The 25,474-nt window shown below is 29.3% G+C and carries 29 protein-coding genes; 9 read left to right on the forward strand and 20 right to left on the reverse strand.

Features of this window, described 5'->3' with window-relative positions:
* The first annotated feature begins 58 nt into the window (after positions 1 to 58).
* Both ACN6I1_RS12270 and ACN6I1_RS12275 read left to right on the forward strand, forming a co-directional pair.
* Positions 59 to 376, forward strand: coding sequence for a hypothetical protein (locus tag ACN6I1_RS12270; protein ID WP_021428491.1), 318 nt, complete (start codon positions 59 to 61; stop codon positions 374 to 376).
* A 100-nt stretch (positions 377 to 476) separates the two neighbouring features.
* A complete protein-coding gene (locus ACN6I1_RS12275) occupies positions 477 to 800 on the forward strand; it encodes a DUF1540 domain-containing protein (RefSeq protein ID WP_419742090.1) in 324 nt (107 codons plus the stop codon).
* A 30-nt stretch (positions 801 to 830) separates the two neighbouring features.
* On the opposite strand, the gene ACN6I1_RS12280 is transcribed toward ACN6I1_RS12275, so the two are convergent.
* Positions 831 to 1,553, reverse strand: a complete 723-nt coding sequence (locus tag ACN6I1_RS12280) for a YebC/PmpR family DNA-binding transcriptional regulator (protein WP_021428503.1) — start codon at positions 1,551 to 1,553, stop codon at positions 831 to 833.
* A 157-nt stretch (positions 1,554 to 1,710) separates the two neighbouring features.
* Entirely contained in the window at positions 1,711 to 2,466 is a 756-nt protein-coding gene (gene nadE / locus ACN6I1_RS12285) for an NAD(+) synthase (RefSeq protein WP_419742091.1), read from the reverse strand.
* A 108-nt stretch (positions 2,467 to 2,574) separates the two neighbouring features.
* Here nadE and ACN6I1_RS12290 point away from each other — a divergent pair, with 108 nt between their 5' ends.
* Positions 2,575 to 2,943, forward strand: a complete 369-nt coding sequence (locus ACN6I1_RS12290) for a sulfite exporter TauE/SafE family protein (RefSeq protein WP_035116859.1) — start codon at positions 2,575 to 2,577, stop codon at positions 2,941 to 2,943.
* Positions 2,943 to 3,320 carry a sulfite exporter TauE/SafE family protein gene (locus tag ACN6I1_RS12295; protein WP_419742092.1) on the forward strand — a complete coding sequence of 126 codons (378 nt, stop codon included), beginning with the start codon at positions 2,943 to 2,945 and terminating at the stop codon, positions 3,318 to 3,320. Before ACN6I1_RS12290 ends, ACN6I1_RS12295 begins: the two co-directional genes overlap by 1 nt.
* Before the next feature lie 49 nt (positions 3,321 to 3,369).
* Here the strand turns inward: ACN6I1_RS12295 and ACN6I1_RS12300 are convergent, their stop codons facing one another.
* The 4 genes from ACN6I1_RS12300 to hflX form a co-directional block, all read right to left on the reverse strand.
* Complete coding sequence (locus tag ACN6I1_RS12300) at positions 3,370 to 4,008, reverse strand: YigZ family protein (protein ID WP_021428435.1); 639 nt, start codon at positions 4,006 to 4,008, stop codon at positions 3,370 to 3,372.
* Positions 4,009 to 4,106: 98 nt separating this feature from the next.
* Complete coding sequence (locus ACN6I1_RS12305; RefSeq protein ID WP_419742093.1) at positions 4,107 to 4,535, reverse strand: NUDIX domain-containing protein; 429 nt, start codon at positions 4,533 to 4,535, stop codon at positions 4,107 to 4,109.
* 112 nt (positions 4,536 to 4,647) lie between these two features.
* A complete protein-coding gene (locus ACN6I1_RS12310; protein WP_419742094.1) occupies positions 4,648 to 5,313 on the reverse strand; it encodes a HEAT repeat domain-containing protein in 666 nt (221 codons plus the stop codon).
* Between the two features lie 8 nt (positions 5,314 to 5,321).
* A complete protein-coding gene (hflX, locus tag ACN6I1_RS12315; protein WP_419742095.1) occupies positions 5,322 to 6,605 on the reverse strand; it encodes a GTPase HflX in 1,284 nt (427 codons plus the stop codon).
* 97 nt (positions 6,606 to 6,702) lie between these two features.
* Here hflX and ACN6I1_RS12320 point away from each other — a divergent pair, with 97 nt between their 5' ends.
* Positions 6,703 to 6,969: a cysteine-rich small domain-containing protein gene (locus ACN6I1_RS12320; protein WP_021428445.1), complete on the forward strand. Its 267-nt coding sequence runs from the start codon at positions 6,703 to 6,705 to the stop codon at positions 6,967 to 6,969.
* An 80-nt stretch (positions 6,970 to 7,049) separates the two neighbouring features.
* On the opposite strand, the gene ACN6I1_RS12325 is transcribed toward ACN6I1_RS12320, so the two are convergent.
* The 4 genes from ACN6I1_RS12325 to ACN6I1_RS12340 all read right to left on the reverse strand — a co-directional run bounded on the left by ACN6I1_RS12325 (position 7,050) and on the right by ACN6I1_RS12340 (position 11,012).
* Positions 7,050 to 7,694: a TIGR01906 family membrane protein gene (locus tag ACN6I1_RS12325; RefSeq protein ID WP_419742096.1), complete on the reverse strand. Its 645-nt coding sequence runs from the start codon at positions 7,692 to 7,694 to the stop codon at positions 7,050 to 7,052.
* Positions 7,695 to 7,708: 14 nt separating this feature from the next.
* Complete coding sequence (gene abc-f / locus ACN6I1_RS12330) at positions 7,709 to 9,259, reverse strand: ribosomal protection-like ABC-F family protein (RefSeq protein WP_021428418.1); 1,551 nt, start codon at positions 9,257 to 9,259, stop codon at positions 7,709 to 7,711.
* 133 nt (positions 9,260 to 9,392) lie between these two features.
* Positions 9,393 to 10,103: a zinc dependent phospholipase C family protein gene (locus ACN6I1_RS12335; protein ID WP_021428398.1), complete on the reverse strand. Its 711-nt coding sequence runs from the start codon at positions 10,101 to 10,103 to the stop codon at positions 9,393 to 9,395.
* A gap of 96 nt (positions 10,104 to 10,199) precedes the next feature.
* On the reverse strand, positions 10,200 to 11,012 hold the full coding sequence (locus tag ACN6I1_RS12340; RefSeq protein WP_419742097.1) for an N-acetylmuramoyl-L-alanine amidase: 813 nt from the start codon (positions 11,010 to 11,012) through the stop codon (positions 10,200 to 10,202).
* A gap of 154 nt (positions 11,013 to 11,166) precedes the next feature.
* On the opposite strand from ACN6I1_RS12340, the gene ACN6I1_RS12345 reads away from it, so the two are divergent.
* Together ACN6I1_RS12345 and ACN6I1_RS12350 are read left to right on the forward strand one after the other, a co-directional pair.
* Entirely contained in the window at positions 11,167 to 11,502 is a 336-nt protein-coding gene (locus tag ACN6I1_RS12345) for a hypothetical protein (RefSeq protein ID WP_419742098.1), read from the forward strand.
* 160 nt (positions 11,503 to 11,662) lie between these two features.
* On the forward strand, positions 11,663 to 12,616 hold the full coding sequence (locus ACN6I1_RS12350; protein ID WP_419742099.1) for a SpoIVB peptidase S55 domain-containing protein: 954 nt from the start codon (positions 11,663 to 11,665) through the stop codon (positions 12,614 to 12,616).
* Positions 12,617 to 12,635: 19 nt separating this feature from the next.
* Here the strand turns inward: ACN6I1_RS12350 and yunB are convergent, their stop codons facing one another.
* Positions 12,636 to 13,334 carry a sporulation protein YunB gene (gene yunB, locus ACN6I1_RS12355; protein ID WP_419742100.1) on the reverse strand — a complete coding sequence of 233 codons (699 nt, stop codon included), beginning with the start codon at positions 13,332 to 13,334 and terminating at the stop codon, positions 12,636 to 12,638.
* Positions 13,335 to 13,375: 41 nt separating this feature from the next.
* Complete coding sequence (tyrS, locus tag ACN6I1_RS12360; protein WP_419742101.1) at positions 13,376 to 14,596, reverse strand: tyrosine--tRNA ligase; 1,221 nt, start codon at positions 14,594 to 14,596, stop codon at positions 13,376 to 13,378.
* 192 nt (positions 14,597 to 14,788) lie between these two features.
* Between tyrS and ACN6I1_RS12365 the strand changes: the two genes are divergently transcribed.
* Positions 14,789 to 17,533, forward strand: coding sequence for a transglycosylase domain-containing protein (locus ACN6I1_RS12365; protein ID WP_419742102.1), 2,745 nt, complete (start codon positions 14,789 to 14,791; stop codon positions 17,531 to 17,533).
* 43 nt (positions 17,534 to 17,576) lie between these two features.
* On the opposite strand, the gene spoVAE is transcribed toward ACN6I1_RS12365, so the two are convergent.
* The 6 genes from spoVAE to spoIIAA form a co-directional block, all read right to left on the reverse strand.
* Positions 17,577 to 17,939 carry a stage V sporulation protein AE gene (spoVAE, locus tag ACN6I1_RS12370; protein WP_021428531.1) on the reverse strand — a complete coding sequence of 121 codons (363 nt, stop codon included), beginning with the start codon at positions 17,937 to 17,939 and terminating at the stop codon, positions 17,577 to 17,579.
* Positions 17,940 to 17,951: 12 nt separating this feature from the next.
* A complete protein-coding gene (spoVAD, locus tag ACN6I1_RS12375; RefSeq protein ID WP_419742103.1) occupies positions 17,952 to 18,965 on the reverse strand; it encodes a stage V sporulation protein AD in 1,014 nt (337 codons plus the stop codon).
* 15 nt (positions 18,966 to 18,980) lie between these two features.
* Entirely contained in the window at positions 18,981 to 19,418 is a 438-nt protein-coding gene (gene spoVAC, locus ACN6I1_RS12380) for a stage V sporulation protein AC (protein WP_278682091.1), read from the reverse strand.
* An 85-nt stretch (positions 19,419 to 19,503) separates the two neighbouring features.
* Positions 19,504 to 20,268 (reverse strand): RNA polymerase sporulation sigma factor SigF, encoded by a 765-nt coding sequence (sigF, locus tag ACN6I1_RS12385; RefSeq protein WP_021428420.1) that lies wholly within the window; start codon positions 20,266 to 20,268, stop codon positions 19,504 to 19,506.
* A gap of 10 nt (positions 20,269 to 20,278) precedes the next feature.
* Positions 20,279 to 20,713 (reverse strand): anti-sigma F factor, encoded by a 435-nt coding sequence (gene spoIIAB / locus ACN6I1_RS12390; protein WP_419742104.1) that lies wholly within the window; start codon positions 20,711 to 20,713, stop codon positions 20,279 to 20,281.
* Positions 20,706 to 21,062 (reverse strand): anti-sigma F factor antagonist, encoded by a 357-nt coding sequence (gene spoIIAA / locus ACN6I1_RS12395; protein ID WP_419742105.1) that lies wholly within the window; start codon positions 21,060 to 21,062, stop codon positions 20,706 to 20,708. The genes spoIIAB and spoIIAA overlap by 8 nt, the downstream gene beginning before the upstream one ends.
* 163 nt (positions 21,063 to 21,225) lie before the next feature.
* On the opposite strand from spoIIAA, the gene ACN6I1_RS12400 reads away from it, so the two are divergent.
* Positions 21,226 to 22,461, forward strand: a complete 1,236-nt coding sequence (locus ACN6I1_RS12400; protein WP_419742106.1) for an LL-diaminopimelate aminotransferase — start codon at positions 21,226 to 21,228, stop codon at positions 22,459 to 22,461.
* A gap of 56 nt (positions 22,462 to 22,517) precedes the next feature.
* On the opposite strand, the gene ACN6I1_RS12405 is transcribed toward ACN6I1_RS12400, so the two are convergent.
* Positions 22,518 to 24,110 (reverse strand): DEAD/DEAH box helicase, encoded by a 1,593-nt coding sequence (locus tag ACN6I1_RS12405; protein ID WP_220796021.1) that lies wholly within the window; start codon positions 24,108 to 24,110, stop codon positions 22,518 to 22,520.
* 148 nt (positions 24,111 to 24,258) lie between these two features.
* A complete protein-coding gene (locus tag ACN6I1_RS12410) occupies positions 24,259 to 25,215 on the reverse strand; it encodes a calcium/sodium antiporter (protein ID WP_419742107.1) in 957 nt (318 codons plus the stop codon).
* Between the last annotated feature and the right edge of the window lie 259 nt (positions 25,216 to 25,474).

Genomic DNA, 25,474 nt, shown 5'->3' on the forward strand with positions numbered 1-25,474 from the left:
ATTGATAAATTTTCATATTATACTTTATAAATATTATTTTTTGATGGAGGTGAAAATATTGAGTATCGATAATGAATTACTATCAAGAGTTGAATTTATTGAGTTTAAACAACAAGTTTTACTCTTAAAACACCCTTCTCATAAAGTTACTATATTTGCAGAGCTAACTTTATACGAATTTTTATCTATTAGAGATTATGTGAAAAATTTTGAATATTATTTAGAAAATGGATACAATTTTGATTTCAAGAGTTTTGAATCAGGCTTATACGATTTAATCCCTAAACTAAAAACTTATCCAGAAAGTTCAATTTTAATTGCAAAAATACTAATGAATATATCAAACTTCAATAAATTATTTAATTCAAATAATTAGTGATATGACTTTGAAAGTTCATATTGCCTTTTTTTATAAAGTATATCTATAAATCCTTTTGGAAATAATTTTAATAAATACTATTTTAGGAGGATTTATTATGGATAAAATTAAATGTAGCGTTAACAACTGTTCTCATAATAGTAAAGGTTTATGTTATGCGGATAGAGTTAATATTCAAGGAAGTTCAGCTCAAACAAAAGAACATACAGCATGCGCATCATTTTTAGAAAATGCAGTTTACAGTGAGCTTACTAACAATACTAACGATAAAGGAGCTTGCTCTTGCCTTTTCTGTAAAGTAAATACTTGTTCACATAATTCTAACAACCTGTGTACTTTAGAATCTATCAATGTCTGTCCTGACACTGGTAGACCTAACCTTTACTCTGAAACAAGTTGTTCAAGTTTTAAATGTAAATAATAAAAAAGGAGATATAAATATCTCCTTTTTTTATTCTTCTATTTCCCAGTTATGAGCTATAGATTGAACATCATCATCATCTTCTAGCATGTCTACTAATCTATTCATGAACTTTAATTGTTCTTCTTCTGTTAATTTAGTAGTTGTTTGTGGTAATAATTTAACTTCTGCAGATATAAAGTTATATCCTTTACCTTCTAATTCGTCTCTAACAGCTTGGAAATCTTCTGGAGAAGTTACTACTTCAAATCCATCTTCTTCAACTATTAAATCTTCAGCTCCAGCTTCTAATGCTATATCCATTAACTCTTCTTCAGATACATCATCAGTTGCTTCTATTAATATTTGACCTTTTTTATCAAACATAAATGAAACGCATCCACTAGTTCCTAAGTTTCCACCATTTTTATCGAAATAGTATCTAACATTTCCTGCTGTTCTGTTTTTATTGTCAGTTAAAGTTTCTACTATTACTGCAACTCCTCCTGGTCCGTACCCTTCATAAACTATAGTTTCAAAGTTTTCGTTGGCTCCACCACCAGCACCTTTAGCTATAGCTCTATCTATATTATCATTAGGCATATTGTCTGCTTTAGCTTTATCTATTGCTGCTTTTAGTGTTGCATTGTATTCTGGATTTCCTCCACCTTCTTTAGCTGCAACTGCTATAGCTCTTGCATGTTTTGTAAATATTTTTGCTCTCTTAGCGTCTTGTTTACCTTTTTTGTTGATTATGTTTCCTATACGTCCCATAATTCCACTCCTTGCTATGTAAATTAAAATAAAGTTGCGTTATGCTTATATTTTATATAAGGATATTTAATACGTAATATAACTTTACTATATAAATATTTTGTAAGTTATACTATATATACACCGTAATTTTAGCATAAAACATTAATTTAGTAAATTAGAACTTAGGCGGTGCTGCTGCCGTATGTCTTTTATGTTCACTAATTCTATGAAGTCTTGATATTATATCTTGGTCTTTTTGAGGAACTTTTTCTATTTCACCTTTTACGACAGCATCTATCATATCATAGCTTGTACCCATTTCATTTTCATCAGTTTGACCTTCCCAAAGCCCAGCTGATGGAGCTTTATTTATAACATCATCATGAACACCTAAAGCTTTAGCCCATTCATATACTTCTCTTTTTGTTAAGTTTGCTAGAGGAACTAAATCAACTCCTCCATCTCCATACTTAGTAAAATACCCTGTATGAATTTCTGCTGCGTTATCAGTTCCTACAACTAAATATCCTAAATTATTTGCAACTGTATATACTGTACTCATTCTTATTCTAGCTCTTAAGTTAGCATCACTCATTCTATCATTATTTTCTTTATAAAGTCCCTTATTTTTTAAACCATCAGTAACTTTATTATATATTCCAACTTGTTCATCCGTTAAATCTAAGTCTAAATACTCTATTTCACAACCATCTATTACTTTAAGTGCATCTAATCTATCTTGTGGATTACTTTTTATACTCATAATTACACCCATTGAATCTTTTGGAAAAGCTTTTTTTATAAGGTAAGCAACTACTGCCGAGTCTATACCCCCAGACACACCTACTATTAAACCATTAGTATTTGATTCTTTTACTTTTTCTCTTAACCAATCTATTGTTTTATCTATTTTTAAATTCATATCTGTCATTATACTTCCTCCTTACATTTTATGGATAACCCAATTATATCAGATATTTTTATTTTAATTAAATATAATTTATGCTTTATGTTAAAAATAATTCAAGAAGGTGATATTATGAAAAAAAATTTTTTAAATTTCAATATTAAAAATTCATTTATAGGTTTAATAACAGGCTTTATAAACGGTGTTTTTGGGTCTGGTGGTGGAACACTTTTAGTCCCTATTTTAAATAATATTTTAAAAGTAGAAGAACATAAGTCTCACGCTACCGCACTTGCAATAATATTATTTTTAACAACTACAAGTTCCTTTATATATGTTTCTCAAGGTACCTATGATTTAAATACAACTCTTAAAGTTGCTGTAGGAAGTATAGTTGGAGGCATTGTTGGCGCTAAAATACTTTGTAAATTGACTGGAAGATTTTTAAGAATATCTTTTGGATCTATAATGATTATAGCTGCATTAAGGATGGTGTTTTAATGTTTCTTGTTTTACTTGGATTTTTTTCTGGAATAATAGGTGGTATGGGGATGGGTGGAGGTACAATATTGATTCCTGCATTAATATTATTTGCAAATATTGACCCTAAAATAGCTCAAAGTATAAATTTACTTTCATCCATACCTATGACTATATTCGCTTTATTTATACATATAAAAAATAAAAAGGTTATTTTAAAATTAGTAATACCAATAGCCTCATTTGGTATTTTAGGAGCTATATTTGGATCTTTTTTAGCAACATACCTATCATCAGAAGTTTTAAAAAAAGTTTTTGGAGTTTTTTTACTTGTAATAGGAGTTTTAGAAGTTAAAAAAGGCATTTTTAATCCAAATAAAAATAAATGCGAAAAGTAACAAAACAGCCCAAAGTTTAATTTTTATAAAATTAACTTTGGGCATTTTTTTATAGTATCACTTGTCCATCTTTTTCTGATAAATAGAATTCTTCTCCTATCGTTATCTGCGCTGTAGCACTTGTTATATCATTAATTCTTTCTATAATAGCTTCTTTTTCATTTGCTCTTGAATATACTATTATCTCTACATTATCTTCGTAAATAGTATCTTTTATAAAGTAACCCATATTCATTATTTCATTTTGAACTTTTCCAAGTTGATTGTAATCTATTTTTATTTTAACTTCTTGATACATTATTTTTTCTATTATTTTTCCTGCTTCAAGACCTATTTTAGCTCCTTTTGTATATGCCCTAACAAGTCCTCCTGCACCTAACTTTATTCCTCCAAAATATCTAGTAACAACAACTACAACATCCCTTAAATCTTCTTTTTTTATAACTTCTAATGTAGGTATACCTGCTGTTCCCTGTGGCTCACCATCATCGCTATATCTTTGTATATTCATACTTTTCCCTACAGTATATGCCCAAACATTGTGTCTTGCATCTTTATGCTTTTTCTTTATTTCATTTATAAATTCAACAGCTTCTTCTTCTGTTTTTATAGGCTTAGCGTATCCAATAAATGTAGACTTTTCTATTGTAATTTCATCTGTCCCAAATTCATGCAGTGTTTTATACATCTAGTTCCTCCTTAGCTTATTTATATACTAATTATAGTATAAATAAATAGAACAAGGCAAATGCCTTGTTCTATAATTTAAGTACGAATAATTAAACCTTAATTATTCGTACTATTCTTTTTTAAATCTTTAAATTTTCTGTAAGAAATTTCTACAAGAGATTTTTCTTTATTATGAGCTAACATATCTAAAGCATCCTTAACCTTAAAAAAACCAGCTTCTGTAATATCTTCATCATTAATGTTATACTCAGTGTTGTCGCTCTCCATTATGTACCACATTATAGCGTTACATACTTTTTGATGTCTAGTTTTTGAGTAAAATTCATACATAGTATCTCCTGCCATATCTAGAACTTTAGCCTCAACCTCAACTTCGTCTTTAACCTTTTGTGGAGCTACTTTACTAGCGATATCATTCTCGCTTATTTTTCCTTTAGGAATAGTCCATTCACCTTTGTCGTTTTTTACTATTAATACTTTGTTTGCATAAAATACTATACCACCTGCACAACGTCTTAGTATCATAATTAGACTCCCCCTACTAAACCATATTTTCACACCAAGATGTGGAGTTACACTACTTTAGTAATTTCTTTTGTTACTCCATTATATGTTAAATTTATATTGTTTATGTTATCTATTGAGGAGTTTTTTCTAATTGATTTATAGTCTCTTCATACGCCCTAATAACATAATTTTTTTCAAAATTATTTTTATTTTTAAGCTTTTGTAATATAACTAAACTATCTTTATTCCCTATATTTGCAAGTGCCTTAGCGCAGTATTGTCTAGTTTGAGCATTTGAATCGTAAAGCCCTTTATGAAAAATTTCCCTACTTTCTACAGATGATATTTTTCTAAGAGCTGAGTATGTTATTCTTCTTACATCTGAGTGTCTATGATTTGTAAGCTGGTGTAGAATTTTTAAAAATCTATCATCCTTTAATTCCCCAGTTGCCCATATTAAAATCATAAGATCTTCTGCATTTTTCTCTATCATAATTCTTTTGTATATTTTTCTTTTAAAATCCAATAATTTTTCGTCATTTAAAGAATTCATCAAACCTATTCTTTCATCCTTACCTAACTCTAAAAACTTATCTAGAATATCTTTAGATGATTCTATTTTACTTTTCATTAAAGATTTTATTTCTATTTTGGCTTTTATTAATTGTTCATTTATTTCTTGAACTTCAATATTTCTTATCTTACTTATTTGAGATACTGTCTTAGACTCTTTGTACAGAAGATATGTTATAAAATGATCTTCTAGATTTTCTATATTATCCCAAGATATATTCATTTAACTACCTACTCATTTATTATATAGCTTTTATAAATATTGTAATCTTCTTCATCTAGGTCGACAGTTAACTCTATTCCATTTTCTACATACTCAAATTTTTCAATATTGTATTTGTTTTTCAATTTATTAAATACATCACCTTTATCATATGGAAGTAGTAAATTTACTTTATACGTATTTTCCATTAGCGCATTTTGTATCATATCTATTAATTTATCCATATTAATACCTTGTTTAGCAGATATATATACTGTATTTTCTTGGTTTTTAGGATAAATATCAAGGTCTAGTCTATCAATTTTGTTGTAAGCCATTATTGTTGGCTTATCATTTGCATCTAGTTCTTTTAAAACATTTTTAGTCGTATTTTCCTGAATTTCAAAACTATCATTAGTCGCATCTACTACATGAACTATTAAGTCTGCATAATGTACTTCTTCTAATGTAGCTTTAAATGCCTCAACTAAATCATGTGGCAATTTACTTACAAATCCTACTGTATCTACAACTAAAAACTCTCTTTTATTAGGAAGTAATGCTTTTCTTAGAGTTACATCTAAAGTTGCAAATAGCATATCTTTTGATAAAACTTCTTTTTCAACACTATAATCTTTATGTGTTTTGATAAGCTCATTCAACAGTGTAGATTTCCCTGCATTTGTATATCCTACTAATGCAACAATAGGTATATTAGACTTTAATCTTTGTGCCCTTTGAGTATCTCTGTTTTTCTTAACATCTCTAAGTTCTTGTCTTATATCTGCCATTTTATTTAAGATATGTCTTTTATCAACTTCTAACTTTTGTTCTCCTGGCCCTCTTGTTCCAATACCTGCACCAGTTCTACTCATTTCTCCACCCATACCATACAGTCTAGGCATTCTGTATTTTAACTGAGCTAACTCAACTTGTAATTTACCTTCTTTGCTTAAAGCTCTTTGTGCAAATATATCCAATATTAAGGTTGTTCTGTCTATTACTTTTCTCTGAACTAATTCTTCTATATTTCTTATTTGAGCTCCAGATAATTCATCATTAAATATAACAACTGTAGCATCTAGAGATTCACAGTAAGCTCTTATCTCTTCTACTTTTCCTTTTCCTATATAAAAAGCAGCCTCTCTAGCTGGTCTATTTTGAATTATACTCCCTACAACTTCTGCTCCAGCAGCTTTTGCCAGTTCTTTTAATTCTTCCATAGATTCATTAATATCTATATCATCAACTTTCTTTACATTAGTAGTTATATTTAATCCTACTAACAATGCTTTTTCTACTATTTTATCCATTGAAACACCTCATTTAATGTACTTTTTTTTATTATACCACTATTGTAATTTTTTAGTATAATTATATTAAAACTCTAAATAATTAGGAGGTACAAGTATGTCTGAGAATTATAAATTTTTTAGAAATGATAAATGTGAATACTTTCCTTGTCATAAAGTAAGCAATCCCGATAATTTCAATTGTCTATTTTGCTATTGTCCTTTATACGCTTTAAAAGATGAATGTGGTGGTAACTTTAAATACACAGATGATGGAATAAAGGATTGTTCTTCTTGTCTAGTTCCTCACAACAAGAAAAGTCATGATTACATAATGAGCAAAATAGGAGATATACTAAACTTAGGTAAAAAACAACCTAAGTAAATATATTTTTAAAGGAGTGGTAACTACCACTCCTTTTTACACTTAAGAAGTACTTTTTTAATATACTTTCTATAAGATTTTCAGCGACATGAGCGACGCAAATTTTTTATTGTTTTTTTATAAATAAATAACATTAATATACTTATAGAAAATATAATCCCTAATATCAAAATTCCTTCATGAAGGAAAAATTCTGCAGGCAACATATTTATTACTGGATCTATTGTCGGGTCAAATATCCAGTAATCATTATTGAAAAATAATTTATGAAATATCTCAAAACTTTTTTCAAAATTTATAATAATTGGGATAGCTATTAAAATAGGCAGTGTTATCAATGTCCATGCACTATATTTTAATACATCTAAGTTTTTGCATTTAAAACATATATATGCGCCTATCACAACTAATATTAAAGTTATTTTATTTATTATAGCTAAGTTTTTAAATATATTTCGAACTTCTTCAAAGTGAATTATACCTTGTGTCGATGACTCTAATGTCGGCAATTTAAAATTCATTTTTTCATTACTAGTATTATAATCTATTAAATAATCATAATTTAGCTTTATTTCTTCTTCATTCATATCACTTAATATAGGAATATTCAAATAGCTTATATCAAAATAATATATTTGTTTAAATTTAACAGTAAAGCTAACAACCGAAGTTATTATAAATAAACTTAATGCTAATGACATTAAAAAACTTAAAATTCTATTCATATTATTATCCTATATTATACTATTTTAGTTGTGAAATCCTCTATATTCCATACATCATCTACTATATCTTCATAGAATTCAGGCTCATGTGATACTAAAAGTACAGTTCCTTTAAATTCTCTTATAGCTTTTTTTAGTTCATCTTTAGCTTCTACATCTAAATGGTTTGTAGGCTCATCTAAAACTAAAAAGTTTATTTGTTTTAACATTAATTTACATAATCTTACTTTAGCAGCTTCTCCTCCACTTAAAACTCTCATTTGGCTTGTTATATGATCGTTTGTAAGTCCACACTTAGATAATGATTGTCTTACTTCAAAATTAGTAAGACCTGGATATTCTGCCCATATTTCATCCATTGGAGTATTACTATTTTCTCTTGAACTTTCTTGTTCAAAATATCCTACTTCTAGATAATCACCTAACTCAACTTTTCCATCAAAAGGCTTTATTATTCCTAAAAGAGTTTTTAAAAGAGTAGACTTTCCTATCCCATTCATACCTCTTAAAGCAATCTTTTGATTTCTCTCTAATGTAAAGTTAAGAGGTTTTGTTAGTGCTTCATCATATCCTAATACTAAATCTTCAGTTGTGAATACAAATCTACTAGAAGCTCTTGACTCCGTAAACTTGAATGTAGGCTTTATCTTCTCCTTTGGTCTTTCTAAAATTTCCATTTTATCAAGTTGTTTTTGTCTACTGTTTGCCATACCACGAGTTGCAACTCTAGCCTTATTTCTAGCAACAAAATCTTCTAATCTCTTTCTTTCTTCTATTTGCTTGTCATAAGCTTGTTCTTCTTGTCTTTTCTTTATATCTCTAAGTCTTTCAAACTCATCATAATTCCCTTTATATCTATTAAGTTCTCCGTTTTCCATATGGTAAATTACATTACATGTATCATTTATGAATGGTACATCATGTGATACTAATATAAAACTATTTTCATATTCTTGTAGATATCTTGTTAACCAAGCTATATGTTCTACATCTAAATAGTTAGTAGGCTCGTCTAATATAAGTATTACAGGGTTTTCTAAAAGTAGCTTTGTCAGTAAAACCTTAGTTCTTTGACCTCCACTTAAATCCGTTACATCTTTATCCAGACCTATTTCTCCAAGACCTAATCCATTAGCAATTTCTTGTATTTTTGCATCAATCATATAAAAACCACTATTTTCTAAAATAGTTTGAATTTCTGCAGTACCTTCCATTAACTTTGTCATTTCATCTTCGTCAGCTTCACCCATTTTATCATACATAGATATCATTTCTTGTTCTAAGTCAAACATAGGTTTAAAAGCATCTCTTAAAACTTCTCTTATTGATTTTCCTTTTGTTAATACTGTATGTTGGTCTAAGTATCCTACCGTTACCCTCGACGACCACTTTATATTTCCAGCATCTGGCATAAGTTTTTTTGTTATTATATTTAAAAATGTAGATTTTCCTTCTCCATTTGCTCCGATAAGAGCAATATGTTCGCCCTTTCTAAGTCTAAACGACACATTTTCAAGTATAGTTCTTCCACCAAATCCATGGCTAACATTTTCAACAACTAGCATCTAAACACCTCTTCTAATTTTATTATCTATAACATAATATCTTCTTTTTTTAATCTAATCAAGTAATACAAATATTTTCATGTATTTTACCATATATTTAGCAATGAATAAAGCCCTCTTGTTAGAGAGGGCTTTATTCATTGCTAAATATATCATCAAAAAACATCGTCAAAAATCCAGCTGTTGTTTTTTGTGCTAATGGTAAGCATTTAGTTGATAACATATAAAACTTATTTTTTAAATCATTTACATTTTCATACATTTTATCATAATTCATAGCTTGAGTTGCATTATAATTAATATATTCTTCTACACTATTTTTTTGAATCATTCCATCTTTTGCTCTTAATCTTGGTATAGACATGTAATTATTTTTTATATACACTTCAAATTGTCTATGATTGTCTAAAAGCTTTCCTTTAGCGTGTTGAGGTATAGTTAAATCTTGAAGTACATGGCATGCCGCTCCAAAGTAAAATAAACTGAGTTCAAACTTGTCTAATGCAAAAAACTTTAAAGCTTTATTATAATACTTATTTATTAAAGTAAATGCATTCTCTTCGTATCCAAACTTTCCTCTTTTTACATATGGATTATAAAAGTGATGATAACTTTTAAAATCCTGATCTGCCCATATTAACCCTTTGTTTATTTGAGGCAAATATGCTTTAAAAAACTTATATTGTGTCATGTATCCTTCATTTTTCAATATTTCCAATGCATTTGCTTGTATAAAAATATGAACTTCACAATCTGTAGTTATTATACTTTTTTTTACTGGATTTACTACTTTAAAAGTTCCTGTTAGAGCTTTTCCATAAACATTTTCTATTCTTTTTCTCATCATAATCACCTGATAGTTGAATTTACAACCTAAATTTTATTTCGATATTAACAATATATTACTTTTTTTAATATTTGTTAACCTTTATATTTATTTTTAATTCCTACTTTCTATATCTTTTAAGTATGTTTCTAATCCATCTGCTACACTTTGCATCATTTTTCTTTGATATTCAGGGTTAGACATCATTAGGTCTTCATTATAATTACTCATAAACCCCATTTCTATTAGCACTACAGGAACTTTAGACCAATTAAATCCAGTTAAATCATTTCTTTCAAATATTCCATTTACCTGTATGTTTTCTTTTACTAATGCATCTTTTATATTTAATGCACACTTATTACTATCTTCAAAAATTTTAGATGTATATTGTCCATCTTTTTGAGGAATCAAAATAGATGCACCAGTTTTTCCGGAATTATCTAAACTATCCGCGTGAACTCGTATAACCATATCTGCATTTTTGTCGTTAGCTAATATAGCTCTTTCTGCATTACTTATATTTATATCATGGCGCTCTCTTGTCATTACAACATTATAACCTTTATTTTCTAAAATATGCTTCAAAACGATTGATGCCTCCAGGTTTAGCTTGTATTCAGGTTTTTTAGTTGCTATTCCAGTTGCTCCAGATGAAACTCTAGCTTTTTTAGAATTTGATCCAGGTGCTACTGGCTCTAAATTAGGATCTCCTTTTTCTTGATGTCCTGGGTCTATACATATTGTGTATTCACTATTATTTTTAACTCTTTTATTGTCATCGTCTTTTTTATTTTCTTTTTCAGTTATATTGTTTTTACTTATAAAATTAGTAGATTTATATAAATTTTTTGCTGGGTTTGATGTTCCTATAAATATAACACCTATAGCTATTATAGCAACTATAAAAAGTCTATAATTTTTCATGTCTATCTCCTCTCTCTAGTAAAGTATATATATAATTTAAACAATAGGCTTTGTTTTTATGTAAGTTAATGATAATTACAATTAATTTATTTTATAGTTGTTTGTATTTAAATAGTCTCATATATATTTTATATACACGATTTTGGAGGTTAATATGTCTAAAGTAAATAGAGGCAACAATGATAAGTCTAGACTTTGCCGCTTTGGGTATGTAGATTATATAGTTTTAGCATCTAGTTTAGCTATAGCTGTTGCTGAAGAAGTAAATGCAACTGATTTAAATATACTCGCCAGTTTTTTTGCTACTTTCTCAGATGAGCTTGCTTTAATAGCTTCAGTTAAACAAGGTTGTTCTCCAGATTCAGACTCTGATTCCTCTCCTGATAATGATGAAACTACCTTTGTCCCTCCAATACCTGCTACAAGTGGTTCCAGATCTAAACCTAAGATAAAAAAAAGAAAAAAAATAAAAAAATATAAAAAAGTTTAAATCACCTAAAATACTTAATTTTAGGTGATTATTTTTATATTTTGAAAACAATGGTTTTATTGTGTCTGTTTTCTACGGATTAAAATTTTTATCCTGCACAATCTAATATTAAAGAAGCACCATTAATCATCACAGACTCTATCAGAAAGAAGGTGTTTTAATGAATCTGAAAAAGTGTTTTTTAACAACATTTTTAATATATTTTCTGTCAATAGGATTTATTTATTCAGAACCTACAACAAAAAATGATTCTACTTACTTAATACCTATTGGTAACATAACGCAAATAGATGCTGAATTACAATATCTTATGGTTAGAAATAATTTTACTGATTCTTCATTTAAAATAGGAGATTCATTAATATCAATAAATAATAATGAGATAAATAATTATTCAGATTTTTCTAGTTTGCTAAACGCATTATCAGAAAATGAAAATGTTAAGGTCAAAGTATTAAGAAATAACGAAAAGTTAGATATCGATACTAGTAAAGAAATTTTAGAAAAAATAAATTTCAATAATATAGTATCTGGATTTGCTACTTTGACATATGTAAATCCACAGAACAATAATTTTGGAGCAGTTGCTCATCCTATAAGTGTGGGATTTAATAAAAATTTACCTATTAAAAATGGTTATATATCTTCAACATCTAATTTAACAATAGATAAATCATACAAAGGAACTGTAGGATGTATAAATGGCGAAAAAAATGAATTTATAGGAGATTTTAAAGATAACTCTAATTTTGGAATAAAAGGAACTGTTCATAAACTAGATTTATCAAAATTTAAACAATATAAAGTTGCTCAATTAGGAGAAGTTAAAACTGGAAAAGCTTCAATTCTTTTACAAACTTCGAATGGCGAGCCTACAGAATATGAAATTAATATATTAAATATAAAGAAACAAAGAAGTCCTGAATCAAAAACTTTTAAAATAGAAATTGTAGATAAAGAACTATTACAATTAACTGGAGGTATAGTTCAAGGTATGAGTGGTACTCCAATAATACAAGATGATAAAATTATAGGTGCAGTATCACATGCAATTGAAAATAATCCCTCTACTGGATATGGAGTATATATAGGTTGGATGTTAGAGGGAGAATAATCTCCCTCTTTTAATTTATTTAATTTGATTTATTTATGTTTTTATTAGGCATTACATTAACTATATCTTTCTCTGGAACATTTACATAGCTTTGTGGAACATCTCCTACAATTACAGTTTCACATATAGGGATTTGAGTTTTAACTTCTTTAGTAGATGTTGTAAGCGGTACTACTACTTTTACTTGTGTTTTTGCTTTTAAGTATATTCTATGCCTTGTTTGATTTATTCCTGAAGACTCAAAATCAGTTCCAAAGTCTACATATACATTTCCTATAGGTTCTATAGATACTTTTATTTTAGGACCATACTTTGCTAAAAGCGGACTTCCAAGAGCAGTTCCTATAGGTATATATGTGGACGTTGTTTTAATTTTTTTCATTTCTGATTGTATTTCTAGTGCGACTTGTGAAGCTATTTCATTCATAGCTATAGAATTAGCTTGCATCATTGTTATTTTACCATTTTCTCCAGTCTTTACATTTATTAAATTTTCATACTTAACGCTATTGTCTATAACACTTGCAACAGCTTTATTTATAGATTTATTAGCAAGTTCTTCTGCTTTTGTTTCTGCTATAACCGTAATAGTTGGTCTCAATTTATTATCTATGTATATAAATGTTCCTATTAATGTAGATATTAAAAATATTATTATAAACATTATTATATTCTTTTTAATTTTTTGTTTTCTTCTTTGAACTAATATTTTTTTCATAAAAAGCCCCCCTTACTATATTATGTAAGGAGGGCTTATAATTACTTGTTAATTATTATTTTTGCAAATTTTCTTTTTCCTACTTGTATTATATCTCCAGTTTGTAAAGCTATTTTGTCATTTTCAACTTTTTCACCATTAAGCTTTATTCCACCTTGCTTTAATAATCTTCTAGCTTCACTTGTAGATGGAGAAAGCTTTAACCCTGTAACTATCTTTGGTATAAAGAATAAACCTTCTTCACACTCTTCTATAGAAACTTCCATTTCAGCTATATCATCTGGAATATTCTTTTTTTGGAATACAGATTTAAAATATTGCTCTGCTTCTAATGCTTTTTCTTCTCCATGGTATAGTTTTACAACTTCTTTAGCTAATTTCATTTTTAAGTCTCTTGGATTTACTTTATCTTGTTCTATATCAGACTTCATAGCTTCTATTGAGTCAGGATGTTCATCTGTAACTAACTCAAAATATCTTATTATTAATTCATCTGGAATAGACATTGTTTTTCCATACATATCATTAGGAGCTTCGCTTATACCAATATAATTACCTAATGACTTACTCATCTTCTTAACTCCATCAGTACCTTCTATTATAGGCATTAATAAAGCAATTTGAGGCTCTTGATCATACTCTTTTTGAAGAGTTCGTCCCATTAATATATTAAACTTTTGGTCCGTTCCTCCCATTTCTATATCAGCTTTTATTGCTACTGAATCATATCCTTGCATTAATGGGTAGAAAAATTCATGTATTGATATAGATTGATTAGAAGCAAATCTTTTCTTGAAATCATCTCTTTCTAACATTCTCGCAACAGTATACTTAGATGCTAAGTTAGCAACATCCATGAAATTCATAGTTTGTAACCACTCGCTATTGAATTTTACTATTGTTTTTTCTCTATCTAATATTTTAAATATTTGTTCTTGATATGTTCTTGCATTTTCTAAAACTTGTTCATGAGATAGTTGCTTTCTAACCGCTGACTTTCCAGTTGGATCTCCTATCATACCTGTTGCATCACCTATTATTATAACTACTTGATGCCCTAAATCTTGGAATGCTTTCATTTTTCTTAAAACAACAGTATGTCCTAAGTGAATATCTGGGGCAGAAGGATCTAATCCTAATTTTATTGTTAATGGCTTATTTTCTTTTGCAGATTTCTCTAGCTTTTTAACAACATCTTCTTCAGAGATTATTTCAGCTGCACCTTTTTTAATTATCTTCAATTGCTCATTTATTTCAATCATATGTACACCTCACACATATTTTTTTTATACTTAGTTAAAAATAATTAATATTGTATCATAGTTAAATGTTAAATTCAAATAGCCAACTGACACCACGACTAATTAATTACATAATATTCATTTTTATCTATAAAATACAAAATTATTCGCATATATGATATAATATATTCTTATAGTAAGGAGGTTAATTTCATGGGAAATGATAACAATGACAAAAACAAAATACGTAGAAAAAAAGTTAGCTCCTCTAGTACTAAACCTACTGCCTCGTCGAGGAAATCAACTAAAAACAGTAGTCAAAAAACTAAAAGTATTTCTAAATCTTCAAAAAAGGATAAGTTTAAAATATTTAGAACTGTAGGTGTTACACTTTTAGTTATGTTGGTATTAGGAGTTGCAGTTTCAACTGCACTAGTATTTGTAGCCTTAAAAGACGTAGAGCCTGTTACAAAAGCTGCTCTTGATAAAAAAGTTAACACAGTTACAGAACTTTTATATAGTGATGGATCTTTAATGGGAAATCCTCCGACAGATAATAAAAAGGTTCCTATATCTATAAAAGATATGCCAGCTCATCTTCAACATGCACTTGTATCAATAGAAGATGAAAGATTTTATGATCATAATGGTGTAGATTTTAAAGGGCTTGCTAAAGCCACTCTTATAAATCTATTTACATCTTCTTCTCCTGGAGGAAGTACTATAGACATGCAGGTTTCTAAAAACTTACTTACTTCTAGCGAAGTGTCTGTTGTCCGTAAAATTAAAGATATTTACTATGCTTTAGAGATGGATAAGACGCTTAACAAGAATGAAGTTTTAGAACTTTATTTAAATAGTGCATACTTTGGAAGAGGTGCTATAGGTGTTGAAGCTGCTGCAAATGCATACTTTAATAAACATGCTAAAGATCTTTCAGTTGCGGAATCAGCTATGATTGTTGGTATAACTCAAAATCCTAATAAATATGCAGCTTATAACACTGCAAAATTAACAGGTAATGAAACTAAAGACGAATTAAAAGGAAAATTAAAATTCTATTTAAAGAGTGATGGTTTTGATGAACCTACTAAAGTAGAATCAGATATGGTTAATAAACTTTATGACTGGGGTCTTATACCTGATGATGATACTTTTAGAGAATTAAAAAAAGGTAATATGGTTTGCAGAAAAGTCGAATTAAACCCTAATGCTAAGAAAAGACAAGAAACAGTTTTAATGAAAATGTTAGAACTTGGTTACTTAACTCAAGAAGAACATGACAAAGCTGTTGCAGAGCAAATAAATATACAATTACCTAAACCATCTAAAAAACCAGCTTCGTCAGTTGAAGACCTTATAGAAACTGATGTTATAAATAGTCTTATAACTCAAGGATATACTGAAACTGAAGCTAATACATTGTACTTTAATGGTGGTTTAAAAATACGTACTACTATAGACAAAAATATGCAAAGTGACTTAGAAACTGAATTTAATAATAGAAATAACTTCCCAGGCACTGAGCCTGGCCAAGATGGAATTCCTCAACCTCAAGCTGCAATGGTAGTTTTAGATTATAGAACTGGTAAAATAAAAGCCTTAATTGGTGGTAGAGAAATTAAAGCTAGAAAAGTTTTAAATAGAGCTACTGAACCACACCAACCTGGTTCTACTATAAAACCTTTATCAGTTTATACTCCAGCTATTGATAATGGAATGAATCAAGCAGATACATTTAGCGATGCTCGTGGAGGATATAAATTCAAAGAAAATAATAAATGGAATCCCAAAACTACTACATCTGGATCTGGTGAAATGACAATGCGTAAAGCTTTAGCTTATTCATCAAATACAATAGCAATAAAAGTAGCTGAACAACTTGGTTCAACTTACAATGAAAGTGTTGATGTTATGCTTGATTACCTAAAGAACTTCGGATTATCTGATTTAAAAGATGGTCCTGGTGGGGCTGATAGAACATTCCCTGCTCTTACTCTAGGTGGTATGACAAAAGGAGCTTCTCCACTTGATATGGCTGCAGCTTATGGAACTTTAGCTAATGGTGGAACTTATGTTGAACCTATAACATTTACAACAGTTGAATCATCAGATGGTCAAGTGTTAATACAAAACACTCCAGAAGAACATAAAGTTGTAGATCCTGAAGTTGCATATGTTCTTACAGATATGCTTAAAGCTGTTATTACAGAAGGTATCGGTGGAGCTGCTAAATTTAGTGATATGCCTGTAGCTGGTAAAACTGGTACAACAAATGATAATAAAGATGCTTGGTTTGTTGGATACACACCTTATTATGTAGGTGCTACTTATATAGGTGATGACTATAGATTTGATCCAACTACAAAAGAAACCATACCTCGTAGAGGTGTTATTCATGGAAGTTCAACATCTGCTAAATTATGGTCTAAAGTAATGGGTAAAGTACATGATGGCCTTGACCCAATTGATTTTAAAAAAGCAAGTAATATAGAATTTTACAATATAAACTTATTGAATGGTAGTATAGTTCCTAAAGGAGCTTATAACGCTGGTATGGCTGCTTTCATAAAAGGACATATACCTACTACTCATTCTTCTTATACACCGCCACCAGAGACTACAACGCCTCCTGTAGAAGAAGAGAATAAACCTGAAACGGAAACTCCTTCTCCAGAAAATCCAACTCCAGAAAACCCTAATCCTGGAGATAATGGAAATAATGGCAACAATACTGGTGGTAACGAAAATAATAATAATACAGGTACTGGCACTAACCCAGGAACTGGCGGTGGAAATACAGGTGGTGGTACTGGAACTAATCCAGGTACAGGTACCGGTGGAGGAACAACAGGTGGTGGTAATGAGGTGACTCCTACTCCACCTCAAGGTAATACTCAAACTTCACCTACTCAAACCACTCAAAAACCTAATACAGCAGCAAAACCAGCTGCATAAAAAAAGAACTATATGAGTTAAGTCTCATATAGTTCTTTTTATTTTATGGCTTAGCCTTTGGGGTAAATACAACGGCCATTATATATCCAAAAAATATAGCTGCTGTTATGCCTCCTGCAGTTGCAGTTATACCACCTGTAAAAATACCCATAAATCCATCTTGTTCTATTGCTTTAACAACTCCATTATATAAAGAATATCCAAACCCTATTATAGGAACAGTTGCTCCAGAACCTCCAAACTCTACAATAGGCTGATATACACCTAAAAAACTTAATATTACTCCACTTGTTACATAAGTAACCATTACATATGGTGTTTGTAATTTAAAGTAGTCCATTAATATCTGAGCAATTAAACATATAGTTCCGCCTACTAAAAACACTTTAAGATACTCTATAAGCACTTCTTACACCTCCTATTCATTTTCTATAACTACAGCATGAGCTACACTAGGTATGCTCTCTTTTTGCAATGTACTTGTAGGTGATAATAGTGCGCCTGTTGAAACTAACATAACCTTATTAAATTTTTTAGATTTTAGCATTTTATAAATATAACCATTAAAAACAGATGCTGAACATCCACACCCACTTCCACCACAATGAACATCTTGATCGTCTAAATTAAAAATTTCTACTCCACAATCAGTATAAACTTTAGATATATCTAATCCTTTTTCTTTTAATAAGTCTATAGTTATTTGCATCCCTAATTTACCTAAGTCGCCTGTTGCAATCATGTCAAAACTATTTGGATCATCTTTTGTATCTATAAAGTAAGAGTATATCGTGTCTATAGCAGCTGGAGCCATAGCTGCTCCCATGTTATTTGCATCACTTATCCCTTTATCAATTACCTTTCCTATTGTTACATACTTAACCTTTGGTCCTTCTCCATTACTAGATATCAAAGAGCAACCAGATCCTGTAACTGTCCATTGTGCCGTCATAGGTTTTTGATTTCCTAATTCTAACGGAAATCTAAATTGTCTTTCTGCTGTACAGTAATGACTTGATGTCGCTGCAACCACTAAGTCAGCAAATCCTCCATCAACTAACATCGACCCTAATGATAAAGACAGCGCCATTGTAGAACATGCTCCATAAACTCCTAAAAATGGTATGTTTACTTCCCTAGCTGCAAATGATGTTGATAAAAGCTGATTTAGTAAATCCCCAGCAATCATATAATCTATATCATCTACAGATTTTTTCCCATTTTTTATGGCGTTTTCTATAACCGTCTGAACCATCTTACTTTCTGCAAATTCCCAACTTTTTTCTCCAAATAAATCATCGTCTAGCTTCATATCAAAATATTCTTTAAGAGGCCCATTCGCTTCTTTAGGTCCCACTATTGATGATGTAGATATTATAGTTGGTCCATTCTCTAATTTAATAGTCCTTTTTCCTATCCTATTTCTAGCCACCTATATATCTCCTTTCTATATGACAATTTTTATTATGTAGTATATTAACCCACATAACACAGATGAGCCTATTCCATACACTAAAACAGGCCCTGCAATCTTAAATAAATTGGCTCCAACACCCATTACATATCCTTCTCTTTTGTACTCCATAGCAGGTGATACTATAGAATTTGCGAATCCTGTTATTGGAATTATAGATCCAGCCCCTGCCCTTTTACCAATTAGGTCATAAACTCCTAATCCTGTTAAAAATGCACCTATAAAAATTAAAGTCATAGATGTTGCCCCAGCTGCTTTCAATTTATCTAGTCCAAAATTCATATAAACATCATTTATAGCCTGTCCAATTACACAAATTATTCCACCTACGATAAATGCTAATATATAATTTTTTGCATATGTAGGTTTAGGACTTATTTTATCAACATATTCTTTGTAATTTTTATCCATATTCTGACCTCCTATTTAATCAAGCTATATATTGTTATTATTTAACAAAACAAAAAAAATAAACCCTTAAATTAAGGGTTTATTTTTATCCTATATAAGTCTTTAGTTTTGATAATACTTTTTTCTCTATTCTAGAAACTTGTACTTGAGATATATTTAAAAGTTCTCCTATTTCACTTTGAGTCTTATCTTCAAAGTACCTAAGCATTATAATCTGTCTTTCTCTTTTATCTAGTTTTCCCAATACCTCTTTTAATAAAAGATTATCTATAACTTTATCTTCTTCATCTTCACCTTTTAGACTTATTTTATCAATTAAGCATATAGGTGCTCCTTCTTCTTCATGTATTACTCCATGTAAATATTCCACAGAGAAATTTGATTCTAATGCCATAACCAATTCTTCTTTATCTACTCCTACAACTTTTGCTAGTTCCTCTATAGTCGGTTCTCTTCCTAATTTTTTAGTTAGAACTTCAGTTTGCGTTTTAGCTTTTATTGCTACTTGTTTTAAAGATCTCGAGACTTTTATCATTCCATCATCTCTTAAATATCTTTTTATTTCTCCTAAAATCATAGGTACTGCATATGTAGAGAATTTAACATTAAATTTAGGATCAAATTTATAAATTGATTTTATAAGTCCTATTGACCCTAATTGAAATAAATCATCTCTTTCATACCCTATATTTAAAAATTTAGATACAACACTTCTAACTAACCCTAAATTACTCTCTATAAGTATTTCTTTTGCTTCTTCATCCCCATTTTGTACAAGTTGTATTAATCTTAAAGTCTCCTCATGACTAAGCAATCCCTTTCTTTCTTCTTTGTTGGCAGTTATCCCCATAACAAAACCTCTATTCTATATTAGATGAATCTATTTTCTTTTTCATAATAACTTTAGTTCCCTCGCCCTTTTTAGAAGAAACAGCTACTTTATCCATGAAACTTTCCATAACGGTAAATCCCATACCAGATCTTTCTAATTCAGGTTTCGATGTATACAATGGCTGCATGGCCATATCTAAATCTTCTATCCCATTTCCAGTGTCTTCTACTGTGATAGTTATTTCTCTATCTTCTATTTCACATCTTATATTAACAAATTTAGTTTCATCTTCATCGTATCCATGTATTATTGAATTAGTTACAGCTTCAGATACCGCAGTTTTTATATCTGCAATTTCATCTAATGTAGGATCTAATTTAGCTGCAAATGATGCAACTATTATCCTTGCAAAACTTTCATTTTCTGATCTTGCCGAAAACTTTACTTCCACAATATTATTCATTTGCAACGCCTCCTAAAAAAGAACTTACAGCATCTTCATAAGTGTCATGAATTTGTATGATCTTATTCATTCCAGATAAATCAAAAATCTTTTTTACTCTTGAATTTAAATTAATTACAGCTACCTTTCCACCCTCACTAGATATTTTTTTGTATCTACCAATAACTACTCCAATACCTGAAGAATCCATAAAATTCATATTTTTAAAATCAAAAACTATATTCTTGATTTGCTTATCTTGTATAACATAATCAATCTCTTCTCTTACTTCATTTGCAATATGATGGTCCAATTCTTTACTTAAAAACTCAACTTTTAAGTTTTTATTGTCTAAAGAAAAATTTATCATTAGCTTCCCCCTCCTATCGAATTTAAAAATGATACTTTTTATTCAATTCTATAAATCAGATTATTATCCTTCAACGAAATTTAAATAGTTTTGTTTTATTGTATCAAAAAACTATTTATTAAAATATTATATATTATACTAAATTAGTTTTGGAGGAATAATAATGGATTTTATTGACAACAAAGTTTCTGCCCGACTTGGTGGTTCATCATTTTTTGAAAGCAATGATAAACTCTATAAATTCGAGAAAATAAAAAAAATAACAAAAGAGGTTAAATCTAAATTTCCTGATGTAAAACTTATCGATATGGGAGTTGGAGAACCTGATAAAATGGCTGATAGTTCTATTGTTGATATATTATGTGTTGAAGCTGGAAAACCTGAAAATAGGTTTTACTCAGACAATGGAATTATTGAATTTCAAGAAGCTGCTTGTAGATATTTAAACAATCTGTATGATTTGAAAAATATAACCCCTGAAAATATAGTGCATGGAATAGGCTCTAAACCAGTACTTGCTATGATTCCACTATGTTTCATAAACCCTGGGGATATATGTCTAATGCCCTCTCCTGCATACCAAGTACTTGGAACATATTCAAAATTTTTAGGTGGTGAAATTTATAAGCTTCCTTTATGTCCCGAAAATAATTTTTATCCAGATTTAGACAGCATACCTGAAGATATAAAGAAAAGATCAAAACTTTTATATTTAAATTACCCAAATAACCCTACTGGTCAAATCGCAACAAAAGAATTTTATGAGCATGCAGTTAAATTTGCAAAAGAAAATGATATTATGATTGTTTCTGATTTAGCATATGGAGCTTTAACTTATGGAGATACTACTCCTCTTAGCATATTGAGTGTCGATGGTGCCCTTGACGTCTGTATAGAGATTCATTCTCTTTCAAAATCATTTAATATGACTGGGTGGAGGTTAGCATTTGTTGTCGGTTCTAGAAAAGCTATGCAACTATATTGCGCTATAAAAGGCCATACTGACTCTGGTCAATTTAGAGCTATTCAAAAATCAGGCGCTTATGCACTAGATAACTATAATAGCTTAATTAATTTAAATAAAGAAAGGTATTCAAGAAGATTTGATTTCCTAATTGATGTTTTAAATCAAGTTGGATTTAAAACATCTAAGCCTGAAGGTGGATTTTATTCTTATGTTAAAATACCTAAGGGTGTTAAAAATGGAGTTAGATTTAGTAGTGCCGAGGAAGCAAGTCTTTATATACTTTCTCATGCTTTAGTATCTACTGTTCCTTGGGATGATTGTGGAAGTTTTTTAAGATTTTCAGTTACCTATGATGCTAATTCTTTAACTGATGAAATTAATGTTATGAATGAGCTTAAAAGAAGACTTTTATCTTTAAATCTAGAATTCTAAATTGAATATAATTAAAGGGTACCTCAATTTTGAGATACCCTTTTAATATCTATATATTATTTACTTTTTCTCTTATTATTTGCTTTTTCTATATTAACTTTGTTTCCTTTTATTTTTATGTTCTTCATTTTATCAAGAACTTTTCTAGTATGTTTCTTTGGTATCTCAACAAAAGTATATTTATCATATATATCTATAGTTCCAACTAATTTACCTGGTATTCCAACTTCTCCAGCTATAGCCCCAACGATATCTTTAGCTTGAACTTTTTGTGTTCTACCTATATTGATAAATAATCTAGTCATTCCAGACTCAGCACCTGTGTTATGACTTTCTTCTATTATTTCTTCTTTTGCTTGATCACCTAGAGCTAATTTAACTAAAGCAGCAGCTATATCTAAAGTATCATAATCTTCTTCTTTACAGAAGTTCTCTAACCATTGTACTTGCTTTGTTAAATGACCTTCCTCTATAGTAGATTTTACTTGATCAAAGAATAAGCTTACTTTTTTCTCTTCAACATCTGATATTGAAGGTATGCTATGTTTTTCTAATTTAGATTTAGTGTATCTTTCTATATCTTTCATCTTTCTCATTGATTTTCCGAAAACAAAAGTGAATGATACTCCATTTCTACCAGCTCTTCCTGTTCTTCCGATTCTGTGTACATAGTACTCTTCATCTTGTGGTAAATCATAGTTAAATACAGCTTCTACATCATCAACATCTATTCCTCTAGCTGCAACATCTGTAGCAACTAATATATCGATAGTTCCGTTTCTAAACTTATCCATAACTATATCTCTTTGAGTTTGCTTTAAATCTCCATGTAGCGCATCTGCAAAATACCCTCTTGCTTGTAAATCACTAACTAATTCATCAGCACCTCTTTTTGTGTTACAAAATACTACTGATAATTTAGGGTTGTATACATCTACTAATCTGCATAATACTTCTAACTTATTAGCAGCTTTAGTTTCTATATAATATTGTTTTATATTAGGAACTGTAAGTTCTTTTCTAACTATTCTTACATGCTCAGGATTCTTTTGGAATCTCTTTGTTAAATCTAATATACCCTTAGGCATAGTAGCTGAGAAGAAAGTCGTTTGTCTATTTTCAGGAGTTTCATTTAAAATCATCTCGATATCTTCTCTGAATCCCATATCTAGCATTTCATCCGCTTCATCTAATATAACCATTTTTACTTTATCTAACTTTAAAGTCTTACGATTTATATGGTCTATTATACGACCTGGAGTTCCTATAACGATTTGAACGCCACTCTTAAGAGACTTTATTTGTCTGTCTATAGGTTGTCCTCCATATACAGGTAAAGTTTTTATCCCGTGCATGTACTTACCTATTTTTCTTATTTCACTTGAAACTTGTATTGCTAATTCTCTTGTTGGACATAAAACTACCGCTTGTAGACTCTTGTCCTCTGGATCTACCATATCTAATATAGGTATACTAAATGCTGCTGTTTTCCCCGTACCTGTTTGTGCTTGCCCTATAATATCTACTCCAGTAATTATTTTTGGTATTGCTTGAACTTGTATTGGAGATGGTTCCTCGAATCCCATTTCTAATACAGCTTTTTTTATGTTCTCATTTATTGGTAAATCATCGAATTTAACTATATTCATATATTATTTCCTTTCCGTTATCAATTTATATTAACTTTATCAATTATATATTTTTTTTTAATATTATGCAATTAATATTTTATCCTAATAGTAAAGATCATATTCAATTTAAAGCAAAATAGAGGGTATTTTCTAACCCTCTATTTTTTTATTTTATATATGTAAAATATAAAACAAATAAATATAATAAATATATAAGTATCATTAAAATTCCTTGAAATCTATAAATTTTTTCCTTTATAATTGTAGGAACTGTTAAAATTAAAACCAGTACTATCATAAATGGAAAGTCTATAATTGATGTCTGTTTAAGTATGGGCGTATCATTTATAAAAGATGATATAGATATTACTGAAACTATATTTAAAATATTAGCCCCCAATATATTGCCTACAGATATAGCATTATGATTCTTTTTTATAGCTGTTAAACAAGATACTAACTCAGGAAGTGAAGTGCCTAATGCGATTACAGTTAAACTTATAACTCCTTGTGGAACTCCTATATATTCAGCTATTATTATTCCATTATCAACCAACAGTCTAGAACCTATTATCATCATAATTATTCCTACTATAAATAAAAAACTTATTTTCATCATGTTAATTGATTTTACATCTTTCCTAGCACTAGCATCTGATACTGATCTCATTTTAGTTTTAGGTATACTCTTGTAATTGTTAATCATGTAAATAATCAACATTCCCATTAGAGCCATAGCATCTTTTCTGTCTATAACTTTGTCCAAACCTAATACAATTAAAATGATTATAGATATGATTAATAATGTAGCTTTTGAATTAAATACTTTTTTATCCACTTTAAAAGGTCTAATAATTGCAACTAATCCAAGCGCTAACCCCGTATTACAAATTATAGAACCTACTGCATTTCCTAAACTCATTGTAGTGTGACCTTTTATTGATGCACATACTGACACTGTCAATTCAGGAAATGTAGTTGCTAAACTAACTATAGTTGCTCCTAAAACAATTTCAGGTATATTAGTTTTTTTTCCTACAGATATAGTAGAGTCTATAAATATATCCGCACCCTTTGTTATAAGTATAAACCCTATTAAAAATAGTCCTATTGTAAATATCATTGTATCCCCCCCTTATTAAATAGATATTCAATCATCTTAATTCTATATGTATAAAAAATTTTTAAATTATTCTTAAAATTTATGTTTATTCGACATTTTAACCGGGTATCATATGAACATAAGAAAATAACAGAAAAATCTATCAAAAAAGAAAAGATAGTGTAAAATTCTGTATACAAAATACTAATTCTATGTTATGATTATATTGTTTAAAAAATATCTAGCTAGATTTTATAAAATAAATATACTCAACACATAT

It is taken from the genome of Paraclostridium dentum (assembly GCF_048568265.1).
Lineage (GTDB): Bacteria > Bacillota > Clostridia > Peptostreptococcales > Peptostreptococcaceae > Paraclostridium > Paraclostridium dentum.

What these genes read in the sequence shown, in the direction of transcription:
- ACN6I1_RS12310 (WP_419742094.1), bottom strand. Translation starts at nt 5,313, where the DNA reads ATGAATATATCTTGGGATAATATAGAAAATCTAGAAGATCATTTTATA.
- ACN6I1_RS12365 (WP_419742102.1), top strand. Translation starts at nt 14,789, where the DNA reads ATGGGAAATGATAACAATGACAAAAACAAAATACGTAGAAAAAAAGTT.
- ACN6I1_RS12335 (WP_021428398.1), bottom strand. Translation starts at nt 10,103, where the DNA reads ATGAGAAAAAGAATAGAAAATGTTTATGGAAAAGCTCTAACAGGAACT.
- ACN6I1_RS12345 (WP_419742098.1), top strand. Translation starts at nt 11,167, where the DNA reads ATGTCTAAAGTAAATAGAGGCAACAATGATAAGTCTAGACTTTGCCGC.
- ACN6I1_RS12300 (WP_021428435.1), bottom strand. Translation starts at nt 4,008, where the DNA reads ATGTATAAAACACTGCATGAATTTGGGACAGATGAAATTACAATAGAA.
- nadE (WP_419742091.1), bottom strand. Translation starts at nt 2,466, where the DNA reads ATGACAGATATGAATTTAAAAATAGATAAAACAATAGATTGGTTAAGA.
- ACN6I1_RS12410 (WP_419742107.1), bottom strand. Translation starts at nt 25,215, where the DNA reads ATGATATTTACAATAGGACTATTTTTAATAGGGTTTATACTTATAACA.
- ACN6I1_RS12325 (WP_419742096.1), bottom strand. Translation starts at nt 7,694, where the DNA reads ATGAATAGAATTTTAAGTTTTTTAATGTCATTAGCATTAAGTTTATTT.
- ACN6I1_RS12295 (WP_419742092.1), top strand. Translation starts at nt 2,943, where the DNA reads ATGTTTCTTGTTTTACTTGGATTTTTTTCTGGAATAATAGGTGGTATG.
- ACN6I1_RS12280 (WP_021428503.1), bottom strand. Translation starts at nt 1,553, where the DNA reads ATGGGACGTATAGGAAACATAATCAACAAAAAAGGTAAACAAGACGCT.
- yunB (WP_419742100.1), bottom strand. Translation starts at nt 13,334, where the DNA reads ATGAAAAAAATATTAGTTCAAAGAAGAAAACAAAAAATTAAAAAGAAT.
- tyrS (WP_419742101.1), bottom strand. Translation starts at nt 14,596, where the DNA reads ATGATTGAAATAAATGAGCAATTGAAGATAATTAAAAAAGGTGCAGCT.
- ACN6I1_RS12275 (WP_419742090.1), top strand. Translation starts at nt 477, where the DNA reads ATGGATAAAATTAAATGTAGCGTTAACAACTGTTCTCATAATAGTAAA.
- sigF (WP_021428420.1), bottom strand. Translation starts at nt 20,268, where the DNA reads ATGGGGATAACTGCCAACAAAGAAGAAAGAAAGGGATTGCTTAGTCAT.
- spoIIAB (WP_419742104.1), bottom strand. Translation starts at nt 20,713, where the DNA reads ATGAATAATATTGTGGAAGTAAAGTTTTCGGCAAGATCAGAAAATGAA.
- ACN6I1_RS12290 (WP_035116859.1), top strand. Translation starts at nt 2,575, where the DNA reads ATGAAAAAAAATTTTTTAAATTTCAATATTAAAAATTCATTTATAGGT.
- ACN6I1_RS12320 (WP_021428445.1), top strand. Translation starts at nt 6,703, where the DNA reads ATGTCTGAGAATTATAAATTTTTTAGAAATGATAAATGTGAATACTTT.
- ACN6I1_RS12305 (WP_419742093.1), bottom strand. Translation starts at nt 4,535, where the DNA reads ATGATACTAAGACGTTGTGCAGGTGGTATAGTATTTTATGCAAACAAA.
- ACN6I1_RS12350 (WP_419742099.1), top strand. Translation starts at nt 11,663, where the DNA reads ATGAATCTGAAAAAGTGTTTTTTAACAACATTTTTAATATATTTTCTG.
- ACN6I1_RS12340 (WP_419742097.1), bottom strand. Translation starts at nt 11,012, where the DNA reads ATGAAAAATTATAGACTTTTTATAGTTGCTATAATAGCTATAGGTGTT.
- ACN6I1_RS12405 (WP_220796021.1), bottom strand. Translation starts at nt 24,110, where the DNA reads ATGAATATAGTTAAATTCGATGATTTACCAATAAATGAGAACATAAAA.
- ACN6I1_RS12400 (WP_419742106.1), top strand. Translation starts at nt 21,226, where the DNA reads ATGGATTTTATTGACAACAAAGTTTCTGCCCGACTTGGTGGTTCATCA.
- spoVAC (WP_278682091.1), bottom strand. Translation starts at nt 19,418, where the DNA reads ATGGATAAAAATTACAAAGAATATGTTGATAAAATAAGTCCTAAACCT.
- hflX (WP_419742095.1), bottom strand. Translation starts at nt 6,605, where the DNA reads ATGGATAAAATAGTAGAAAAAGCATTGTTAGTAGGATTAAATATAACT.
- spoIIAA (WP_419742105.1), bottom strand. Translation starts at nt 21,062, where the DNA reads ATGATAAATTTTTCTTTAGACAATAAAAACTTAAAAGTTGAGTTTTTA.
- abc-f (WP_021428418.1), bottom strand. Translation starts at nt 9,259, where the DNA reads ATGCTAGTTGTTGAAAATGTTAGCCATGGATTTGGTGGAAGAACTATA.